Here is a 19585-nt window from a genome sequence, read left to right on the forward strand (position 1 = left end):
GTTGGTTACTGGCGAGTAGCATCCGGGGAAATGCCCGTGCCGAGGGAGGCTCCAAGTGCCCCGTGAAGTCCGGGATGTCGTCTTCGTCGACGGCGTCCGTACCCCGTTCGGCAAGGCGGGTGGGATGTACGCCAACACCCGCGCCGACGATCTGGTGATCCGCTGCATCCGCGAGCTGATGCGCCGTAACCCGCAACTGCCGCCGGAGAAGGTGGAGGAGGTGGCCATCGCCGCCACCACCCAGATCGGTGACCAGGGCCTGACCATCGGCCGCACCGCCGCCCTGCTGGCCGGCCTGCCCAAGACCGTGCCCGGCTTCGCCATCGACCGGATGTGCGCCGGCGCGATGACCGCCGTCACCACAGTGGCCAGCGGCATCGCCGTGGGTGCGTACGACGTGGCCATCGCCGGCGGCGTCGAGCACATGGGCCGCCACCCGATGGGCGAGGGCGTCGACCCCAACCCGCGCATCGTCGCGGAGAAGCTGGTCGACCCGTCCGCCCTGGTGATGGGCTCCACCGCGGAGAACCTGCACGACCGCGTCCCGCACATCACCAAGAAGCGCACCGACGCGTTCGCGCTGGCCTCGCAGCAGAAGACCGCGAAGGCGTACGCCAACGGCAAGCTCCAGGGCGACCTGGTGCCGGTGGCGGTCCGCGACCCGGAGGCGGGCTGGGGCCTGGCCACTGTGGACGAGGCGCCCCGGGACACCTCGATGGAGAAGCTGGCCGGGCTGAAGACCCCGTTCCGGCCGCACGGCAAGGTCACCGCCGGTAACGCGGCCGGCCTGAACGACGGCGCCACCGCCGCGCTGCTGGTGGCCGAGGAGACCGCCCGCGAGCTGGGCCTGCCGGTCGGCATGCGCCTGGTGTCGTTCGGCTTCGTCGGCGTCGAGCCCGAGGTGATGGGCGTCGGCCCGATCCCGTCGACCGAGAAGGCGCTGCGCATCGCCGGCCTGAGCATCGACGACATCGGCCTGTTCGAGCTGAACGAGGCGTTCGCGGTGCAGGTGCTCGCCTTCCTCGACCACTTCGGCATCGCCGACGACGACCCGCGGGTCAACCCGTGGGGCGGCGCGATCGCCATCGGTCACCCGCTCGCGTCCTCCGGCGTCCGGCTGATGACCCAGCTCGCCCGCCAGTTCGCCGAGCACCCCGAGGTCCGCTACGGCCTCACCGCCATGTGCATCGGCATCGGCATGGGCGGCACCGTGATCTGGGAGAACCCGCACTGGGAGGGTGGAGACAAGTGAGCCTCGCCGCACCGAACGAGGTCGTCACCAAGGCGCTGCTGCGCCAGGTGGCCGTACCCGGGCTGGACCGGCCCGCCGCCCTCATCACCCTGGACAACGGCTTCGACCACACCAAGCCGAACACCTTCGGCCCGGCCGGCCTGACCAGCCTGGACGAGGCGATCACCGCCGCGCTGGCGGCCGAGCCGGCGTTCATCGCGGTCACCGGCAAGCCGTACATCTTCTGCGTGGGCGCGGACATCACCAGCCTGCCCGCGCTGGAGAACCGCGAGCAGGCGCTGGAGATCGGGCGGCTGGGCCACCGGGTCTTCGCCCGGCTCAAGGACAGCGGCGTTCCCACCTTCGCGTTCGTCAACGGCGCGGCGATGGGTGGCGGCCTGGAGCTGGCGCTGCACTGCCACTACCGGACCCTGTCGGCGGGCGCGGCGGCCCTGGCGCTGCCCGAGGTCTCGCTCGGCCTGATCCCCGGCTGGGGCGGTACGCAGCTGCTGCCGAACCTGATCGGCATCCCGGCCGCGACTCAGGTGATCATCCAGAACCCGCTGATGCAGAACAAGATGCTCAAGCCGAAGCAGGCGGCCGAGATGGGCATCGCGGACGTGCTGCTGGAGCCGGCCGACTTCCTGGAGCGGTCGCTCGAGTGGGCTGCCGGCGTGGTCCGGGGCGAGGTCACCGTGACCCGTCCCGAGGTCGACAAGGACATGTGGGCGGGCGTGCTCTACTTCGCCCGGCAGACCCTGGACCAGCGGCTGCACGGCGCGGTCCCGTCCGCGTACAAGGCGCTGGACCTGCTGGAGACGGCGAAGGACGCCGACTTCGCCACCGGCACCGCGGCGGAGGACGAGGCCCTCGCGGACCTGGTCTTCTCCGAGGAGCTGCGCAGCGGCCTGTACGCCTTCGACCTGGTGCAGCGGCGGGCCAAGCGCCCGGCCGGCGCGCCGGACAAGGGCCTGGCCCGTCCGGTCACCAAGGTGGGCATCGTCGGCGCCGGCCTGATGGCCAGCCAGCTCGCGCTGCTGTTCGCCCGGCGGCTCCAGGTGCCGGTCGTGATGACCGACCTGGATCAGTCCCGGGTGGACAAGGGCGTCGGCTACGTGCACACCCAGATCGAGAAGGCCGTGAGCAAGGGCCGGATGGACAAGGGCACCGCGGCCAAGCTGTACGGCCTGGTGTCCGGCTCGGTCGACAAGTCCGTCTTCGCCGACGCCGACTTCGTCATCGAGGCCGTGTTCGAGGACCTGGGCGTCAAGAAGCAGGTCTGGGCCGAGCTGGAGAAGATCGTCAAGCCGGAGGCGGTGCTCGCCACCAACACCAGCTCGCTGTCCATCACCGAGATGGCCGCCGAGCTGGAGCACCCGGAGCGGGTGGTCGGCTTCCACTTCTTCAACCCGGTCGCGGTGCTGCCGCTGCTGGAGATCGTCCGCGGTGAGCGGACCGACGACGCCACGCTGGCCACCGCGTTCGCGGTCGGCAAGCAGCTCAAGAAGTCGTCGGTGCTGGTGAAGGACGCCCCGGCGTTCGTGGTGAACCGGCTGCTGACCCGCTTCCTCGGCACCGTGTTCGCGGCCGTCGACCAGGGCACCCCGCTGGACGTGGCGAACAGCGCGCTGGACCCGCTGGGCCTGCCGATGCGTCCGCTGGCGCTGCTCCAGCTCGTCGGGCCGGCCGTGGCGTACCACGTCGGCGGCACCCTGCACGAGGCGTTCCCGGACCGGTTCGGGGTCAGCGAGAACCTCAAGCGGATCGCCGACTCGGGTCAGCCGATCGTGGTCGACGACCAGATCAACGACGAGGTGGCGAAGCTGCTCGTGGTCGGCGACGAGCCGCTCACCGCCGAGCAGGTCCGGCAGAACGCGCTGGACGCGCTGGCGCAGGAGATCCGGCTCATGCTCGACGAGGGCGTCGTCGCCGAGGCGCAGGACATCGACCTGTGCATGATCCTCGGCGCCGGCTGGCCGTTCCACCTGGGCGGCGTCACGCCGTACCTGGACCGGACCGGCACCTCCGAGCGGGTGACCGGCAAGCGGTTCCTGCCGCGAGGCGTGGCAAGCCTGCGCTGACCGGCCGCAACGCATCGATCGCGGTGGTCGGGCTGTCCGTTCCGGACGGTCCGGCCACCGCGATCGGCGTCTGCGGCCCAGGTCACGGGTAGGTCGCGGTTTTCCGTCGTCGCCCTTGGGCGGGACAGCGGGCTGTCGGTGGTGCTGGCTACGATCACGCGTCCAGTTTTCTCACAGGAGCTGCCTACATGTCCCAGCCGCCGTCCAGTCCCTACTCCGGCAACTACCCCTCCCCCCAGCAACAGCCCGGTGGCTACCAGCCGCCGCAGCAGCCGCAGTACGGCGGTGACTACCCGCAGGCTCCCCAGCAGCAGTACGGCGGCGACTACCCGCCGCAGCAGCCGCAGTACGGTGGCCAGCTCGGTGCGCCGGTCCCGCCGAAGAAGAAGTCCGGCGTCGGCAAGGTCCTGCTGATCGTCCTCGCGGTGGTCCTGGTGCTCTGCGTCGGCGGCGGTGTCGCCGCCTACTTCGCCACGAAGGACACCGTCAACGAGGTGGTCACCGCCACCAAGACGCGGGTGGTCGAGCCGCAGACGCTCGGCGGCCGGGCCAAGGTCACCGACCCGCAGCTGCAGACCGCCGCGGCGCAGATGAAGTCCGAGCTCAGCAAGGACGTGCCGGACGCGACCAGCACCGTCGGCGCCTTCTACGGCGACCCGGCCAAGAAGGACCTGGTCATGATCGTCGCGGTGTCCGGCGTGATGGCGGACCCGAAGAAGGAGCTGGCCGACGCCACCGCGGCGGTCACCCCGGACCTGGCCACCAAGGACTTCAAGACTGTCGACGCGGGCCCGCTGGGCGGCGACGCCAAGTGCTCCGACGGCAAGGCTTCGGACGTGCCGGTGGCCGTCTGCATCTGGGCCGACCGGGGCAGCCTCGGCATGGTGGTTGTCTACTTCAAGTCCGCGGCCGAGCTCCAGTCGGAGTTCGTGACGATGCGCGGCGAGATCGAGAAGCAGGACTGACACCCGTCACGCACCGGGCCCCCGCCGTGACGGCGGGGGCCCGGTGTCGTTTCCGGATCAGGCGGACGCGGCCCGCTCGGCAGGGCTCCGGCAGACGCAGAACTCGTTGCCCTCGGGGTCGGCGAGCACCACCCAGCCGGTCCCGTCCGGGCGGCGCCGGTCGGCCACCAGCGCGGCGCCGAGCTCGCGCAGCCGCGCCACCTCCTCGTCCCGGGTGCCCTCGGCAGGGTGCAGGTCGAGGTGGAACGCGCCCTTGCCGTGCCGCTCGTCCACCCGAACGAACAGCAGGTCGGGGCCGTGCCCGTCGGGTGCGGCGAGGACCGCCTCCGGGTCGCCCGGGTGGTCGTCGTCGGCGAGCCGGCGGTCGAGCACGCGTGCCCACCAGCCGGCCAGGGCGTACGGGTCGTCGGTTTCGACTGTCACGCAGTGGATCTGTGCACTCACTGTGCTTCCTCCTGTGGGGAGCGCGCCCCGGCGGAGTGGGAACGTCAGCGGGGAACGCGGGGCGCGGGACGGTTCACAAAGAACATCGACCACACCCCCTTCCACCTCTCGGGCTGACCGGTTGATCATTCCACCGCCCGCGCCGCGCACACAACCCCGCTCGTGCAAGGAAGGGCCCCTTGTTAACAGCGAGGTGTTAACAAGGGGCCCTTCCTCTACCGCAGGCGTTAAGAAGGGGCCCTTCCTTACGGGCCGACGAAGACCGCCTTCGCGCGCCAGTCGACGCCGTCGACCGCCGGGCCGCTGCGCACCGTGAACGTCCCCGACGGAGCGCCGTTCACCCAGTCGACGGCGGACAGGTCACCGGCGCTCCGGTTCACCTTGTAAAGCGTGGAGCCGGCCACGAAGACGGCGCCCGCGTCGGAGAACCCGCTCGCCCCGGCCACGGAGAACCGGTCGGCGCCGACCACGCCGCTGTCCGGCGTGAACCAGCGCCAGAACAGGCCGTTCTGCCCGGTCAGCGTGTAGTAGAGCCGACCGCCGGTGTAGAACATGCCGGTCACGTTCGGGATCTCGGCGTAGAAGCCGGTGGTCGCGCCGACGTACGTCTGCCCCTCCGGACCCGAGTTGGTCACCACGGTGTCCCAGTACGGGTCGTGGTACGGGTCCACCAGCTCGGGCGTGCCGAACGTGGTGCCGTCGAACGTACGCCGCCACAGCGCGCCGCCGGTGCCGTAGAACAGCGTCCCGCCGACCCAGAACGCGTTGCGCGTGGCGGACCACGCGGTCTCGTCCGGGTTCGCCACCGCAGCGGGCGCGCCGACGCCGGTCAGCCCGTCGTACGAGCGGACCTGCACCTCCTCACCGGTGCCGGCCGGCGGAGGCCCGGTCTTGACGATCTCGACGGCGTCGACGAGCGGGTTCTCCTTGACGTGGCGGAACTCGATGTCGACGGTGCCGTCGCTGGTCACCGTGAACTCCCGCATGGTGCCCACGTTGTGCCCGACGCTGGCGGACAGGTCCAGGTCGTCGAGGACGACCGCGCCGTCCAGCGCCACGTCGAAGACGCGCGTGTTGGGCGCGGAGGTGCCGTCGTACCGGTTGGCCAGGTAGAGCCGCACGTGCACCTCGGTGCCGGCGGGCACCGGGAACTGCCAGAGCATCTCCGCGCCGCCGGCCGGGTCGTACCGCTCGTCGCTGTAGAGCGCGGCCGGGGTGCCGGCCGGCACCGTCGCGTCCAGGCTGCCGACCGTGTTGAAGCTGGAGGTCGAGCTGCCGGTGTTGTGGTACGGGCTGGGGCTGGAGCCGGTGTCGGCCGCCCAGTCCGGTCCGCCGTCGGCGGCGGCGACCACCGGGCCGCCGGCGTTCACCCGGTACAGCACGTTGGTCGGCTTCGGCAGGCCGGCCTGGTACACGTTGCCGGGCAGCGTCGCCGTGGTGGTGGGGTGCGGTGCCTTGCCACCGGCGAGCGGGAAGAACGCGATCCGCTCCCGGCGGTACTGGAAGTTGCCGATCCAGAGCGTGTCGCCGCCGACCCAGAGGCCGCTCGGGGTCACGAGCATCTCGGAGGCGCCGATGCCGCGCGGGTGCCGGCCCGGGTTCCAGGACAGCGGCAGGCCGTTGGCGGGGTCGAGCGCGGCGATGCTGGCCCGGCCGACCGCGCCGGCCCGGGCGTTGTCGGTTCCCGTGCTGTTGTTGAGCCAGCGGAGGTGGCCGCCGACGTAGACCGCCTGCTCGCTGATGCCGACGGACAGGAACGTGTCGCCGCCGCTGTAGTCGACCCAGGTCGGCTGGAGGCTGCTGCCGGTCGCGCCGGCCTCCCAGCGGGCCGCGGTGTCGCAGAGCGTCCCGCCGTACGGGGCGCCGGTGGTGACCACCACGAAGTAGCTGTTGTCCGGGGAGAACGCGACGTCGCGGACGTACGAGTCGAACGACTGCCACTTGCAGCGCGGCGTGTAGCGGGCCGTGTTCCAGTCCGCGACCGTGGCGGCGGTGGCGCCCAGGTCGATCTTGACGATCTGGTCGTGCAGGACCCCGTCGGCCTTCTTGAAGTTGCCGATGACGACGAGCTGCGTGCCGTCCGGGGAGACGGCGAGCTTCTCCGCGCCCACGCCGGCCTTGGCGCCGCTGACGCCGTCCCAGTTGTGGTTCTCGGTCAGCGCCGTGGTGAGGTAGCTGTCGACCGCGCCGGTGGTGGCGTTGAGCGACGCGAGCCCGCCGCGCGGGTTGGGGTTGCCGGCCGTGGTGAAGATGCCGCCGACCAGCAGCCGGTCGCCGACGAGCGCGATGTCCTTGATCAGACCGTTGAACGCCGGCGGCGTGAAGCTGGTGACGACCGCACCGGTGGCGACGTCGAGCAGGGCCACCTTGCGCCGGGTCACGCCGTTGACGGTGTTGAACTTGCCGGCGACGAAGACCGTGCCCGCTGTGGGACCGGCGACGACCGCCGTCACCTCGTTGTCGAGCGTGGGCGCGAACGCGGTGTCCACCTGCCCGGTGGCCTTGTCGAAGGCGAGCAGGTAGTCGCGGGGGATGTCGACGTCGGAGTTGCGGTTCTGCACCCGGGTGAAGGAGCCGCCCGCGATGATCTTCGTACCGGCGTCGTGGATCGCGTCGACCGAGCCGTCCTGGACGTCGGGCGAGGCGGTGGAGGGGACGGTGTGGACCACTTTGTCGTGGCCGGGCGCGGCGACGGCTGCCGCGGGCGTGGCCGGCGAGAGGCCGGCGACGGTGAGGGCGCCAGCGGTGAGGACCGCGAGAAGACGGCGGCGGCGCGGGGCCGAGGGGTGGGTCACGGGCAGCTCCGGCGGGTGAGCAGGGTGAGGCGTCGCTGCGCTTACTCTCCGTTGATCCCCGGCTCCGCGTCCAGCGGGAGCGGCGCATTCTGCCCGACCACCGTGCCGCCGGGGGCCGACCACCGTCGGGTCCGGCCGGGACAGCCGAGGCCGGCCGCACGAAAAGGTGAGGCCGCCTCACCGGCCGGACGGGCCGGGTCGGCGGTCAGGTGGCCGCCGCCGGGTCGGCCGACGGAAGCGTGACTGTCACCTCGAGGCCGCCGCCGGGCTGGGCGACCGCCTTCACCGTGCCGCCGTGCGCGTCGCTGACGGCCCGCACGATCGACAGGCCGAGACCGGAGCCGCGCGCGCCGGTGCGTTCCTGGCCGCCGCGCCGGAACGGCTCGAACAGCCCGGGTACGTCGGCCGGGGCGACCTCGAAGCCGGTGTTCCCCACGACCAGCCAGGACCGTTCCCCGTCGGTGCCGGTGCGTATCCAGATCCGGCCGTGCAGGTGGTTGTAGCGGACCGCGTTCTCCACCAGGTTGCCGGCGAGCCGGTCGAGCAACCCGGGGTCGCCGACCACCGGCGCCGGGCGCAGCGAGGTGTGCACCTTCAGGCCGATGCGCTCCACCTCCCGGGAGACCGCTGACAGCGCGTTCGCGGTGCCGATGGCGAGGTCCGACTCGGCACGCCGGGCGAGCCGCCGGCCGGTCTGCGCCTCGCTGCGCGCCAGCACCAGCAGCGCGTCGACCAGGCCGTTGGCGCGTTCGGAGGCGTCGCGCACCACGCCGGCCATACGGCGGTACTCGGCGAGGTCGGCGTCGTCGTCGCTGAGCGTCACGTCGATTTCGGTACGCATCACCGCCAGCGGCGTCCGCAGCTCGTGCGAGGCGTTCGCGACGAACCGTTTCTGCGCCTCGAAGGCACCGCTGATCCGGTCGAGCATGGCGTCGAACGTCTCGGCCAGCTCGGCCACCTCGTCGTCGGCGCCGGACCAGCCGATCCGCTCGTCGAGCGTGGCCTCACCGAGCCGGCGGGCGGTGGCGGTGACCTGGTGCAGCGGGCGCAGCGCCCGGCCGGCCACCAGGTACGCCCCGGCCACACCGACCACGCTGATCGCCACCAGCGCGAGCAGACCCTTGACCAGCAGTTCCTGTGACGCGGCGTCCACCAGTTGCCGCTGCCACTGCCCGGCGTCGAGCGTGCGCCCGTCCGTGAGCACCACAGTGGTGCCCGGTAGCAGCTCGTCGGTGGGGCGCAGCGCGTCGCGGACCAGCAGCCAGGCCAGCAGCACCAGGATCGCCCCCGCGCCGACCAGCAGCACGCCGTTGAGCAGGGTCAGCCGAAGCCGCAGCGTCGGCCGCACCCGGCGGGCGCTCCGCGCGCTCACTGCCGTACCCCGCCGATGCGGTAGCCCGCGCCCACGACGGTGTCGATGAGGGGCGGGTCGCCGAGCTTCTTGCGCAGTGTCATCACGGTGACGCGGACGATCGTGGTGAACGGGTCGGTGTTGGCGTCCCAGACCCGCTCCAGCAGCTCCTCGCTGGACACCACCGCGCCGCGCGCCTTGAGCAGCTCGGCGAGCACGCCGAACTCCTTGTTGGTGAGGTCGAGCGGCACGCCGCCCCGGCTCACCACCCGGCGGGCCGGGTCGAGCACCAGATCGGCCACCTCCAGCACCGGCGGCGCGGCCGGGGTGGCGCGGCGGCCGAGCGCCTGCACCCGGGCCACCAGCTCGTCGAACGCGAACGGCTTGGCCAGGTAGTCGTCGGCGCCGAGCTGCAACCCCTCGACCCGGTCGGCGACCGTGACGCTGGCGGTCAGCATCAGCACCCGGGTCAGCGCGCCGGAGGCGGCCAGGTCGGCGCAGATCCGGTCGCCGTGCACGCCGGGCAGGTCGCGGTCCAGGATCACCACGTCGTAGCGGGTGACGAACGCCGCCTCGTGCCCGGCGTCGCCGTCGTAGGCGACGTCGACAGCCATCCCGCGCTTGCGCAGCCCGCGCGCGATCGCGTCGGCGAGGTTGCGCTCGTCCTCGACCACCAGTACCCGCATCCCGGCCTCCCACCTCGTGACCCCTGACAACCTAGTGCGGCAGGCAAAACCCGCCGCCGGAGGAGCCGACCCCCGAGACGCCCGCCGACGAGCGCACTCGCCGGGGAGCGCGGGTGGTGCGCTCGGGCCACCTAGCCGCGCCCGGAGCCCCGAGTGGTGACTCTTCGTAACGCTGACGCCTCTTCATCGGTGCGTCACGCACCGTGATGGCCGCTCACCCGGCCAAACCGGACAGCCGGCGGGCCAGATCTCCTTGACCAGCCGAAACGGCGAAGCGGTCCCCGGCGGCGGAGATACCCCTCCGCGCCCTTTGCTCTGCAGCCTCATGCGCAGCGGTAGCCGTACGTCACGGATGCGTCGGTGGCTGCAGAGCAAAGGGCACGCGGGGGATCATGCCGCTGATGCGCTGCGGCTACGGTCGGTGACAGCACGGCCGGAGGGCCGGCCGCGTGCGGCGGCACGGGCCGCCGTTGCAGAAAACCTTCGGGTACGCGATGCTCGGCGGCGATGATCGACAAGCACAGCAGGCACAGGTCACGGCCGCGCCGGGCGGGTTCCCGATGAGCGGCCGCGACATCGCGTACCGCCGGTTCCGCTTCCCGGCGGACCGGGACCGGGGTCGTGCGGACGGGCTGCGCGCCGGGCCGGACGGCCTGACGCTCGACGGCTCGGCCGGCCGGGTCACGCACACCGATCCGCACTCCGGGACCACGGCCGGGTACGCCGCCGGCACCTGGACCTCCCCCGTGACGGCCGTCGGCTTCACCGTCACCGAACTGGTGCCCTCGTGGACCGCAGACACCCCGCCCGGCTGCTGGCTGCGGGTCGAAATGCGCGGCTGGGCCGACGGCACGGCCGCCACCGGCTGGTACGAGCTGGGCCACTGGGCCGCCGACGACAGCGCCGTGCACCGCGCCTCAGTACCCGGGCAGGAGGACGACCGGGCGCGGGTCGCCGCCGACACGCTGCGGGTGACCGGCGCGACGGTGACCGGCTGGCAGGTCCGGGTGACCCTGCTGCGCCGCCTCGACGCGCCCACCGGCCCGGTGCTGCGCACCGTGGGCGTGGTCGCCTCGACCGACCCGCCCGGCGGCGCGGAGGCTGCCCCCGCGGAGGCCGCCGACGCGGAGGCCGCCCGCGCGGAGGCCGGCGACGCGTGGGGGCGCGTGCTGGACGTGCCGCGCTACGCGCAGCGGCTGCACGCCGCCGGGGAGACCCGCTGGGGTGGCGGCGGCGACTCCTGGTGCAGCCCCACCTGCGTGTCGATGGTGCTCGACTTCTGGGGCACCGGACCCACAGCGGACCGGTACGCCTGGGTGGCGCCGCCCGGCCCGCGTCCGCAGGTGGTGCACGCCGCCCGGCACTGCTACGACCACGCCTTCGGCGGGCCGGGCAACTGGCCGTTCAACACGGCGTACGCGGCGACGCACGGGGTGGACGCCTTCGTCACCCGGCTGCGCTCGCTGGCCGAGGCGGAACGGTTCGTGGCCGCCGGCATCCCGCTGATCGTCTCGGCCGCGTTCACCGCCGGTCAGGTGCCCGGACTGGACTACGACACCCGGGGACACCTCATGGTGCTGGCCGGCTTCACCGCCGAGGGCGACCCGGTGCTCAACGACCCGTACGCCCCGGACGACGAGCGGGTCCGCCGCACCGTGCCGCGCGGGCCGTTCGAGAGCGCCTGGCAGGCGGGCAGCGGCGGGATCGCGTACGTACTGCGGCCCGAGTCGACGCCGCTGCCGCCGCCTCCGGCGCAGGCCAACTGGTGATCAGCGGCCGACCGGCCAGATCGCCATGCCTCCGGTCGGTCGCAGGCACACCAGTTCCGTACCCGTGTCCGCGCACTCGGACCAGGCGCCGGGCAGGATCCCCCGGATCCGTACCTGCCCGGCCGCCACGTCGAGCGCGCCGACGAGCGTCCGGTCCTCGGTGAGCGTGCGCAGCCCTAGTAGCGGCCCGGACGGGAGGTCGTTGCCGGAGACGCGCCAGCGCCCGAGCCGGGCCAGCACGCGGCCGGTCGGCGGGTCGAGCGCCGACAGTTCCAGTTCCTCCCCGACCCCGCGCTCGGCGGCGATCAGCCGGTCGCCTACCGGGCCCATCCCCAGCCAGCGCTCGTCCGACCAGGCCGGACGGCCGGTGGCCGGGTCGAGGGCCTGCGCACCGCCCACCTGGTCGCGCAGGCACACCATCCCGGCACAGTCGGCGAACCAGAGCCCGGCGCGGGAGCCGACCGGCAGGCTCCATCGCTCGTCGAGCCGGTCCAGCCCGTACCCGGTGACCGTGCCCCGGGCGTCCTCGACCAGCAGGAGGTCGGCCACCACCTGCGCGTACCGGTAGGCGGCGCGATCGGCCGCGGGCGCCACCCGGCCGGTGTGCGCGACCGCGCCGGAGTCCGCGTCGTACACGGTCACCCGGCCCTGCGGGGTGACCAGCACGAGCTGCGTCACCCCGTGGTCGTCGCGGCGGTACCCCACCTCCTGGCCGGGTACGGGCAGCGTCCACCGCACCTCGCCGGAGGCCGGGTCCACGGCCCGGACGGTGCCCGCACCTGGTGGGCGGGGGTTCTCCAGCAGCAGCCCGCCCGATGCGGTCCGGACCGGGTAGCCGGGATGCCGCCAGCGCAGCGTGCCGGTGGCCGGGTCGAGCATGGCCGACACGGAGTCGCCGTCCCCGGCCGGGCTGCTCGTCACCAGCAGTCCCCCGGCCACGGCGGTGAGGCCGAGCACGTGGTCGCCGTCGGTGAGCGCGAACCGCCACGCCGGTTCCCCACCGGGCAGCCGGTACGCGGCGACCACCCGCCCACCCCGGCCGATCGCGCCCGGGCCGTCGGCCACCACCACGCGGTCCGGCAGGAGCACGAACGCCGCGCCCTGCGGGGCGGGCACCCGGATCGGCTCGGGCCGTCGCGACGGCCCGGCGGCGGCTGTGACCACGAGCAGCACCAGGCACCCGAGCAGTGCCACCCGCGCCGTGCGGCCCGGCGGCCGGCGGGGCGGTGCGTCGGCCGGGTCGTCGGCGGACTCGCCATGCCGCATCTCCCCCAGCTCGATCACCGGGCTCACGTCAGCCGCCGCACCAGGTAGTCGCCGCCGGGCCGGCGGCAGACCAGAAGCGTCATGCCGGTGGTGCAGTCGGTGCCGGTGAGCGTGCCCCGGATCGTGGGCGGATCGCCGGACAGGCCCACCTCGGCCAGGAGCCGGCGGCCGCCGCCCAGCGGCCGTGTCGCCAGCAGCGGGCCGCCCGACTCGTGCTGCGGGACCAGTGTCCAGCCGCCCAGGTCGGCGATCAGCCGCCCGTCGTCCTGGTCGAGCACCGCCAGGCCGTCGTCGATGTCGGTGTCGGGGACGCCGACGAGCAGCCGGCCGCCACGCGCCGCCGCCACGCCCGCCCACCGGTCCACGCTCCAGCGCACGGCGCCGGTCGCCGGGTCGAGCGCGGTCGTCCCGCCGGCCGGCCCGACGGCGCAGAGCAGGGCACCGCAGCTCTCGACGTGCGCGACGAGCTTCCGCGCGACGGTCCAGCGCGGCCGGAGCGTGTCCAGGTCGTACGCCTCGATGACCCCGTCGCCGTCGCGGAACTCCAGCAGCAGCCCGCGGGCGATCTGCAACCGGCGCTGCGCGGGCGGGCGTACCGGGTACAGGCCCCGGGCCACGAGCCGCGCGCCGGTGCGCGCGTCCACGACCACCGTCTGCCCGGCCGCCGGGGACAACACCATGCGTGCCGGCCCGGCCGGCTCGACGTCGAACCCCAGCGCGCCCGTCATCGGCGCCGTCCACACCGTACGGCCGTCGGCCGGGTCGAGCCCTCCGATCGACGTCGTGGTGTCGGATGTGGCCGACTGCATCAGCAGCACCCGGCCCACAGCGAACGCGATTCCGGGCCGGCGCCAGACGTCCGCACCGGTGGCCGCGTCGTACGTCACCGTCTGCCAGTCCGTGTCGTCGACGCTCCGGCCGGCCACGATCACCCGGCCGTCCTGCTCCCACACCGACACGGCGGTGCCCACGCCGGGCAGCGGGCTGCGCCACCGCTCCCGGTCGCCCCGGTACGCGAGGAGTTCCCGCCCGCCGCCGGCGCCTGCGCGGTCCGGCCGCACCACGTACACCACGTCGCCGGAGACGAACACGGCCGATCCCAGCCCGCCGGGCAGCGTCCACTCGACCGGGCCTCGCGGCGGTGTCGCGGCGGTGAGCGTGAGCAGCGCCACCAGCAGCACCACCAGAAGGCGGAACGGCCGTCCGACGGCACGCGGAGGGCGGGGCGCCGGGCCTGGCGGGGCGTCGTCGCGCAGCTCCCCCAGATCGATGACGGTCACGACCATCCTCTCCCGCGCGCCGAGCCGCCGCCCGACCGTGACCGGCCGTGTGACGAACCGCCTGTACGATGGCGCGTCGTGGCCGTGCCCGTGGTGGACCCCTCGTTGAACCCCTCGTCCGTCGAGGCGGACGCCGTCGTGGCCGACCCGCCACGCCGCGCCCGTCGCCGGCCGGCCCGCGCCGACGTGCTGGCCATCGGAGCCTATGTGCTCCTCGGCGTTCTCGTCTGCCTCAACTACTGGGGCGACGTCGAGCACCGGGTCTCCTCGCACCTGCCCACCGACCACAGCTGGTTCGAGTGGCTGTTCGCCCATGGCGCGTACTCGGTGCAGCACCTGGAGAACCCGCTGTTCACCACCCGGCAGAACGCGCCGGACGGGGTGAACATGATGGCGAACACCTCGCTGCTCGGGGTGACGCTGCCGCTGGCACCGCTGACGCTGCTGCTCGGCCCGCAGGTGATGTACGCGCTCTACCTGGGCGCCGCGCTGTCCGCGACCGCCGCCACGTCGTACTGGGTGCTGTCCCGGCACCTGGTCCGTTCCCGGGCCGCGGCGTTCGTCGGCGGCGCGTTCCTCGGTTTCGCGCCGGGCATCGTGCACCACGCCAACGGCCAGCCCAACTTCGTGTCGAACTTCCTGCTGCCGCTGATCGTGGCCCGGGTGCTGCGGCTGGGCGAGCCGGGCCGCTGGCGGCGCAACGGGCTGGCGCTCGGGCTGCTGGTGGCGTACCAGATCTTCATCAACGAGGAGATGCTGCTGCTGACCGCGCTGGCCTGCCTGGTCGTCGTGGTGGCGTACGCGGTGCAGCGGCCCCGCGCGACCCGCGAGCGGGCCGGGTCGTTCGTGGCCGCGCTCGGTCTCGGCGGCGGCCTGGCGCTGCTGCTGACGGCGTACCCGATCTGGTTCCAGTTCAACGGCCCGCAGTCCTACCGGGGCTTGCAGGGCGGCGTCTTCCACAACTGGGGCGAGGACCTGGTCGCCTTCGTCACGTTCGCCCGGGACACGATCGCCGGTGACGAGGCGGTGGAGAAGACCATCGGGCTGACCGAGCAGAACACCTGGTTCGGCTGGCCGCTGGTGCTGGTGGCGCTGGCCGCGCTGGTGCTGCTGGTCCGCCGGTCGGTGCCGGCCCGGATCCTGGCCGTGCTGGTGGTGGTCTTCACGATCGCCTCGATCGGTCCGGTCGTGCGGTTCAACGGCGTGGAGACCGACATCGACGGGCCGTGGGCGTACGTGCCGGACGATCTGCCGCTCGTCGAGATGATGATGCCGACCCGGTTGAGCCTGGTCGTGGTGGCCGCCGTGGGCGTACTGCTCGCCCTGGCGTGGGACACGCTGGCCGGTGCCGGCCGCCCGCCGGTACCCGCCCCCCGCTCCGGCGCCGACGACGGCGGGGACGACGACGGCGGGACGACCGCGCGCGACACGCGCCGCCGGGTGCTGCGCCTGGCCGGGTTCGTCGCCATCGCCGCCGCCGTGGTGCCGCTGATCCCGCGTCCGCTGCCGGCCGAGCGGATCGACCCGCCGCCGCACTTCATCACCGCGGGCGGCTGGCGGCCGTACGTGCCGGCGGGCCGCACGCTCGTGCCGGTGCCGATCCCCAGCAACGTGCACGGGCTGCACACGCTGCGCTGGAGCGCGCTGACCGGCCAGGAGTTCCCGGTCCCGGGCGGCTACTTCATCGGCCCGAACGAGCGCGGCGAGGGCGTGTTCGGCGCCCCGAACCGCCCCACCAGCACGCTCATCTACTCCACCATGGACGCCAACGAGGTGCCGGAGATCACCGAGGAGAACCGCCGCCAGGCCGTGGACGACCTGCGCTTCTGGCGGGCGTCGGTGGTGGTGCTCGGGGCCGGCCCGCGCGAGGCGGTGCTGCGCGACCTGATGGCCGAGTTGCTCGGCCCGCCGCAGCGGGTCGACGACGTGTGGATCTGGGACGTCCGCGACCGGGTGTGACCCCCGGTACCGGTCAGCCGACGAGCGGGCGGACGTCCCACAGGTACCCGCCGGGCACGTCCCGGCCGGGGCCGACCAGCGCGTCCACTGTGGCGCGGACCGGGTCGCCCGGTGACGAGTCGGCCTGCACGAGTGCCGCCGCCCGCCAGTGCCGCAGGTCGTCGACCGCCTGCCGGCGTTCCGTCTCGCCGACCGGCGGCACCCGGCCGGTCTCGGCGGCCCGGCGCAGCAGCAGCGACGTGGGCCGGTCCGGCGCGCCCCAGCGGGCCGCCGGATCGGTGGCCGAGCGCGGGCCGATGAAGTAGCCGCCCGGCGCGTCGAACGCCAGCGCGGTGCGCGCCGACCAGAACATGGCGGGGCTGACCGCCGCCCCGGTCACCGGCGGCACCGGCACCAGCGTCCGGCCCGCCGGCACGTACTCCCGCCAGCCGCCGCCGGACACCACGGCCGGGACCGGCGGGACCGGCACCGCGCGGATCGGCGTCGGTGCCAGCGGCAGCAGCGCGGCGGCGACCGCGCCGGCCCACGGCGCCCAGGTGCGCACGCCGCCGCGCCGGACCCGGTCCAGCGCCAGCGCGAGCAGCACCCCGAGCACCGGTACGCAGACCAGCGCGAACCGCGCCGGCACCACCAGGTCCAGCAGCGGCACGCCGGCGAGCAGGCGGTACGGGCCGGGCAGCCCGGTGTCGTGCCGGTTCACCACCACCGGGGAACCGAGCGACAGCAGCGCGAACAGCAGGCCGCACGCGGCGAGCGCGCGCACCAGCGGCCGCCGCCACAGCCGCACCACCACGAGTACGGCCAGCAGCGGCAGGAACGGCCCGAGGAACGAGTTCTGCTCGGTCGGGTTCGGTGACAGCAGCCCGGCCCGGCGGGCGTCCCCGGCGACGCTCTGCCGGGCGGTGGTGACGAAGGAGACCACGTCCAGCCGGTAGCCCTCGGTGTGGAACGGCATCCCCCGGTAGTGGCCCGGCCCGGCGAACTGGAACCACAGCGGGTACGCCAGCAGCACACCCGCCACCAGCGCGCCGACGCCCAGCCGCCGGGCCACCACGGGCGTCAGCCGGCGCGCGGCGGCCCGGTCGGCGAGCGCGTACGCCCCGGCGAACACCCCGGCGGCCAGCGCCAGGAAGACCAGCACCTCCTCGCCGAGGAACACCTGGTACGCGACTGCGAGCCCGAGCAGCACGCCGTCGCGCCGGACCCGGTCGGTGGCCGGGCGGAACACCAGCGCGAGGATCACCGGCACCAGGAACTGGGCGGCCATGTGCAGGTGCGCACCGGCCTGCGCCACCATGCCCGGGGCGAAGCCGCAGAACAGGCCGCCCACCGCGGCGGCGGCCCGGGAGCGGACCAGCCGGCGGGCGAGCAGCGCGTACCAGGCGGTGGCGGTCCCGGCGAGGCTGAGCGTCACGGCGACGAGGAAGGCCGCCTGGGAGCCGAAGACCACGGTGACCGGGGTGAGCGGCACGCCCAGCCCGAGCACCGACGTGTTCGCCATCAGGTTCACCCCGTCCGGGGCGTTCAGCGCGCCGCTCCACAGCGGGTTCTCGCCGCCGGTGACAGCGCGGGCGGCCCGGGCCAGCATCCACTCGAACAGCATCTGGTCGCCGGCCTGGTGGAACAGCCGTTCCGGCCGGCGCCACTGGCCGGTGGTGAGCAGCACGGCGAGACCGAGGTAGCCGGCCACCACCAGCACGTCGGCCGGGCGGGGCCGACGGCGGCGGGGCGCGGGGGCGGGGACCGCCGGTTCGGTCAGGCGGACCGGCTGGTCAGTTTCCGCACGTCCCACAGCCACACGTCCAGCTCCTGCCGTCCGGGGCCGACCAGCTGCTCCACGGTGCGGCGCAGCGGCTCGGCGTTCTGCTCGTCGCGCGGCAGCACCACCACCGCCGCGTTCCAGTGCCGCAGCTCGTCCAGGTAGCGGCGCCGCTGGCGGTCGTCCAGCTTCGGCGTACGGCCGGTGGACGATACCTCCCGCAGCATCTCGCCGATGCCGCTGGGGCGGCCGCCGAAGCGCCCGGGGTCGCCTGTGACGCCGTTGCGCGGCGCGAGGAAGTAGCCGCCGGGGATCTTGAAGTCGAGGTTGGTGCTGGCCGCCCAGCGCATCGGGTCGGTGTTGCCCATCGCGGGCACCGGCACTGACACGAGCGTCTGGTCCGGCCCGACGTACTTGCGCCACCTGTCGGCGGTGATGAACTCCGGCACCGGCTCCCGGGTGGTGACCTGCAACGGCATCGGCGCGATCGGCAGCAGCGCGAGGACCAGGCCCGCGGCGGTGAGCTTGCGGGCGGTACGCCGGTCCACGCCTCGCAGCGCCCAGGCGCGCCGGACCGCGTACGCGAGCAGGATCGCCACCGTCACGCCGGTGATCAGGCCGAAGCGGGTCGGCACCACGGCGTCGAGCAGCGGCAGCCGTACCAGCAGCTCCCACGGGCCGGTGGCGATCTCCCGGTCCCACCAGGAGATCCGCTCGCCGAGGGAGAGCACGGCGAAGAACAGCCCGGTGGCGGCGAGCGCGCGGACGATCACGTCCCGCCGCAGCCACACCACGATGCCCACGACCAGCAGCGACAGGCTCCAGCCGAAGAACGCGTTCTCCTCCGAGTAGTTCGGCGCGAGGTTGACGTTGGCGCGTTCGTTGCCGCCGAACGTGGGCGAGCCGGGCGCGAAGAACGCGGCGATGTCGTTGCCGTAGTCGCGCACCGCGTCGCTGAGCCCGTGGTACGCCATCGGCCCGGCGAACTGCACCCACAGCGGGTACGCCAGCAGCGCCCCGGCCAGCGCCGCGCAGACCGCCAGCCCGGCGCCGAGCGGCCGCCACGCGGTCGTCCACCGCTCCCGCTGCTGCACCACCACGGCGATCAGGAACACGCCCAGGGCCAGCGCGGTGAAGAGGAGGATCTCCTCGTTGATGAACGCCTGCGCGGTGACCAGCAGCGCCAGCAGCACGCCGTCGCGGACCGGCCGGGCCGACCGGGTCAGCACCAGCACCCGCCACACGATGAACGGCAGCAGGAACTGGCTGATGATGTTCGGGTGCCAGTTGGCGTGCGACAGCATGGCCGGTGAGAACCCGCAGAACCAGGCCGCCACGGCGGCGGCCGGGCGGTGCCGGATCAGGTGCCGGGACAGCACCCGGTACCAGGCGGCGGCGGTGCCGGCCAGGCCGAGCGTGACCAGCGTGACGAAGGAGACCGCCGGTCCGAACAGGAGGGTCACCGGCACCATCGGGATGCCCAGCGCCAGGATGGCGGTGTTCGCCATCAGGTTGACGCCGTCGGGGTAGTTGAACTGCTCGGTGAAGAACGGGAACTCGCCGTGCAGCACCACCCGCACCGAGTGGGCGAGGAAGAACTGCACCTGCGCCGGGTCGCTGCTGTAGAGCGCGGCGACCCGTCCGGCCGGGTCGACCCAGATGCCGCTGGTGACCCAGATCGCGGCGAGCAGGAATCCGCCGTACACGGTGAGGTCGATCCGGCGGCGCGTCCACCGCCATCGGCGCGCGCGCCGCGCGCCCGGCGTGGCCGGTGCCTCGGGCGTGGTCGGCGTGGTGGTCGCCGGCTCCGGCTCGGCGGTGATGGTGACCGATGGTGGGTCCAGGGTGACGGCGCGGTGGCCCGTCGGGGCGGCGGCGTCCGGCGTCGAGGCGCCGCGGGTCTCGGCAGGCGTCACAGTCGGCGGAGTCTACCGGAGCCGGATATTGGTACCCGAATCGCCCGTCACGTTCCGCAGTGGCCGATCGGCCGAAAGGGTGA

General features: G+C 73.7%; 13 protein-coding genes. 5 read left to right on the plus strand and 8 right to left on the minus strand.

Features of this window, described 5'->3' with window-relative positions; genetic code table 11:
- The first annotated feature begins 55 nt into the window (after positions 1-55).
- The 3 genes from IF06_RS0127725 to IF06_RS0127735 all read left to right on the plus strand — a co-directional run bounded on the left by IF06_RS0127725 (position 56) and on the right by IF06_RS0127735 (position 4277).
- A complete protein-coding gene (locus IF06_RS0127725) occupies positions 56-1252 on the plus strand; it encodes a thiolase family protein (protein WP_030274531.1) in 1197 nt (398 codons plus the stop codon).
- Positions 1249-3312 carry a 3-hydroxyacyl-CoA dehydrogenase NAD-binding domain-containing protein gene (locus IF06_RS0127730; RefSeq protein ID WP_030274533.1) on the plus strand — a complete coding sequence of 688 codons (2064 nt, stop codon included), beginning with the start codon at positions 1249-1251 and terminating at the stop codon, positions 3310-3312. The genes IF06_RS0127725 and IF06_RS0127730 overlap by 4 nt, the downstream gene beginning before the upstream one ends.
- A gap of 188 nt (positions 3313-3500) precedes the next feature.
- Complete coding sequence (locus IF06_RS0127735; protein WP_030274534.1) at positions 3501-4277, plus strand: hypothetical protein; 777 nt, start codon at positions 3501-3503, stop codon at positions 4275-4277.
- A 57-nt stretch (positions 4278-4334) separates the two neighbouring features.
- Here IF06_RS0127735 and IF06_RS0127740 read toward each other — a convergent pair whose 3' ends face one another.
- The 4 genes from IF06_RS0127740 to IF06_RS0127755 all read right to left on the minus strand — a co-directional run bounded on the left by IF06_RS0127740 (position 4335) and on the right by IF06_RS0127755 (position 9553).
- Positions 4335-4721 carry a VOC family protein gene (locus tag IF06_RS0127740; protein WP_013284812.1) on the minus strand — a complete coding sequence of 129 codons (387 nt, stop codon included), beginning with the start codon at positions 4719-4721 and terminating at the stop codon, positions 4335-4337.
- 245 nt (positions 4722-4966) lie between these two features.
- Complete coding sequence (locus IF06_RS0127745; RefSeq protein WP_030274536.1) at positions 4967-7516, minus strand: malectin domain-containing carbohydrate-binding protein; 2550 nt, start codon at positions 7514-7516, stop codon at positions 4967-4969.
- Between the two features lie 205 nt (positions 7517-7721).
- On the minus strand, positions 7722-8888 hold the full coding sequence (locus IF06_RS0127750; RefSeq protein WP_369830064.1) for a sensor histidine kinase: 1167 nt from the start codon (positions 8886-8888) through the stop codon (positions 7722-7724).
- Complete coding sequence (locus IF06_RS0127755) at positions 8885-9553, minus strand: response regulator transcription factor (protein WP_013284809.1); 669 nt, start codon at positions 9551-9553, stop codon at positions 8885-8887. The genes IF06_RS0127750 and IF06_RS0127755 overlap by 4 nt, the downstream gene beginning before the upstream one ends.
- A gap of 470 nt (positions 9554-10023) precedes the next feature.
- Here IF06_RS0127755 and IF06_RS0127760 point away from each other — a divergent pair, with 470 nt between their 5' ends.
- Positions 10024-11322, plus strand: coding sequence for a peptidase C39 family protein (locus IF06_RS0127760; protein ID WP_232236782.1), 1299 nt, complete (start codon positions 10024-10026; stop codon positions 11320-11322).
- On the opposite strand, the gene IF06_RS0127765 is transcribed toward IF06_RS0127760, so the two are convergent.
- On the minus strand, positions 11323-12615 hold the full coding sequence (locus IF06_RS0127765) for a PQQ-binding-like beta-propeller repeat protein (protein WP_030274541.1): 1293 nt from the start codon (positions 12613-12615) through the stop codon (positions 11323-11325).
- Positions 12612-13868, minus strand: coding sequence for a PQQ-binding-like beta-propeller repeat protein (locus tag IF06_RS0127770; RefSeq protein WP_030274542.1), 1257 nt, complete (start codon positions 13866-13868; stop codon positions 12612-12614). Before IF06_RS0127770 ends, IF06_RS0127765 begins: the two co-directional genes overlap by 4 nt.
- Positions 13869-13958: 90 nt before the next feature.
- Here IF06_RS0127770 and IF06_RS0127775 point away from each other — a divergent pair, with 90 nt between their 5' ends.
- Entirely contained in the window at positions 13959-15827 is a 1869-nt protein-coding gene (locus tag IF06_RS0127775; protein WP_030274544.1) for a hypothetical protein, read from the plus strand.
- Between the two features lie 13 nt (positions 15828-15840).
- Here IF06_RS0127775 and IF06_RS0127780 read toward each other — a convergent pair whose 3' ends face one another.
- A complete protein-coding gene (locus IF06_RS0127780; protein WP_030274545.1) occupies positions 15841-17625 on the minus strand; it encodes a hypothetical protein in 1785 nt (594 codons plus the stop codon).
- Complete coding sequence (locus tag IF06_RS0127785) at positions 17583-19409, minus strand: hypothetical protein (protein WP_369752243.1); 1827 nt, start codon at positions 19407-19409, stop codon at positions 17583-17585. Before IF06_RS0127785 ends, IF06_RS0127780 begins: the two co-directional genes overlap by 43 nt.
- Between the last annotated feature and the right edge of the window lie 176 nt (positions 19410-19585).

This window comes from Micromonospora globosa (assembly GCF_000717585.1).
GTDB classification, from domain to species: domain Bacteria; phylum Actinomycetota; class Actinomycetes; order Mycobacteriales; family Micromonosporaceae; genus Micromonospora; species Micromonospora aurantiaca.

What these genes read in the sequence shown, in the direction of transcription:
- IF06_RS0127735 (WP_030274534.1), top strand. Translation starts at nt 3,501, where the DNA reads ATGTCCCAGCCGCCGTCCAGTCCCTACTCCGGCAACTACCCCTCCCCC.
- IF06_RS0127755 (WP_013284809.1), bottom strand. Translation starts at nt 9,553, where the DNA reads ATGCGGGTACTGGTGGTCGAGGACGAGCGCAACCTCGCCGACGCGATC.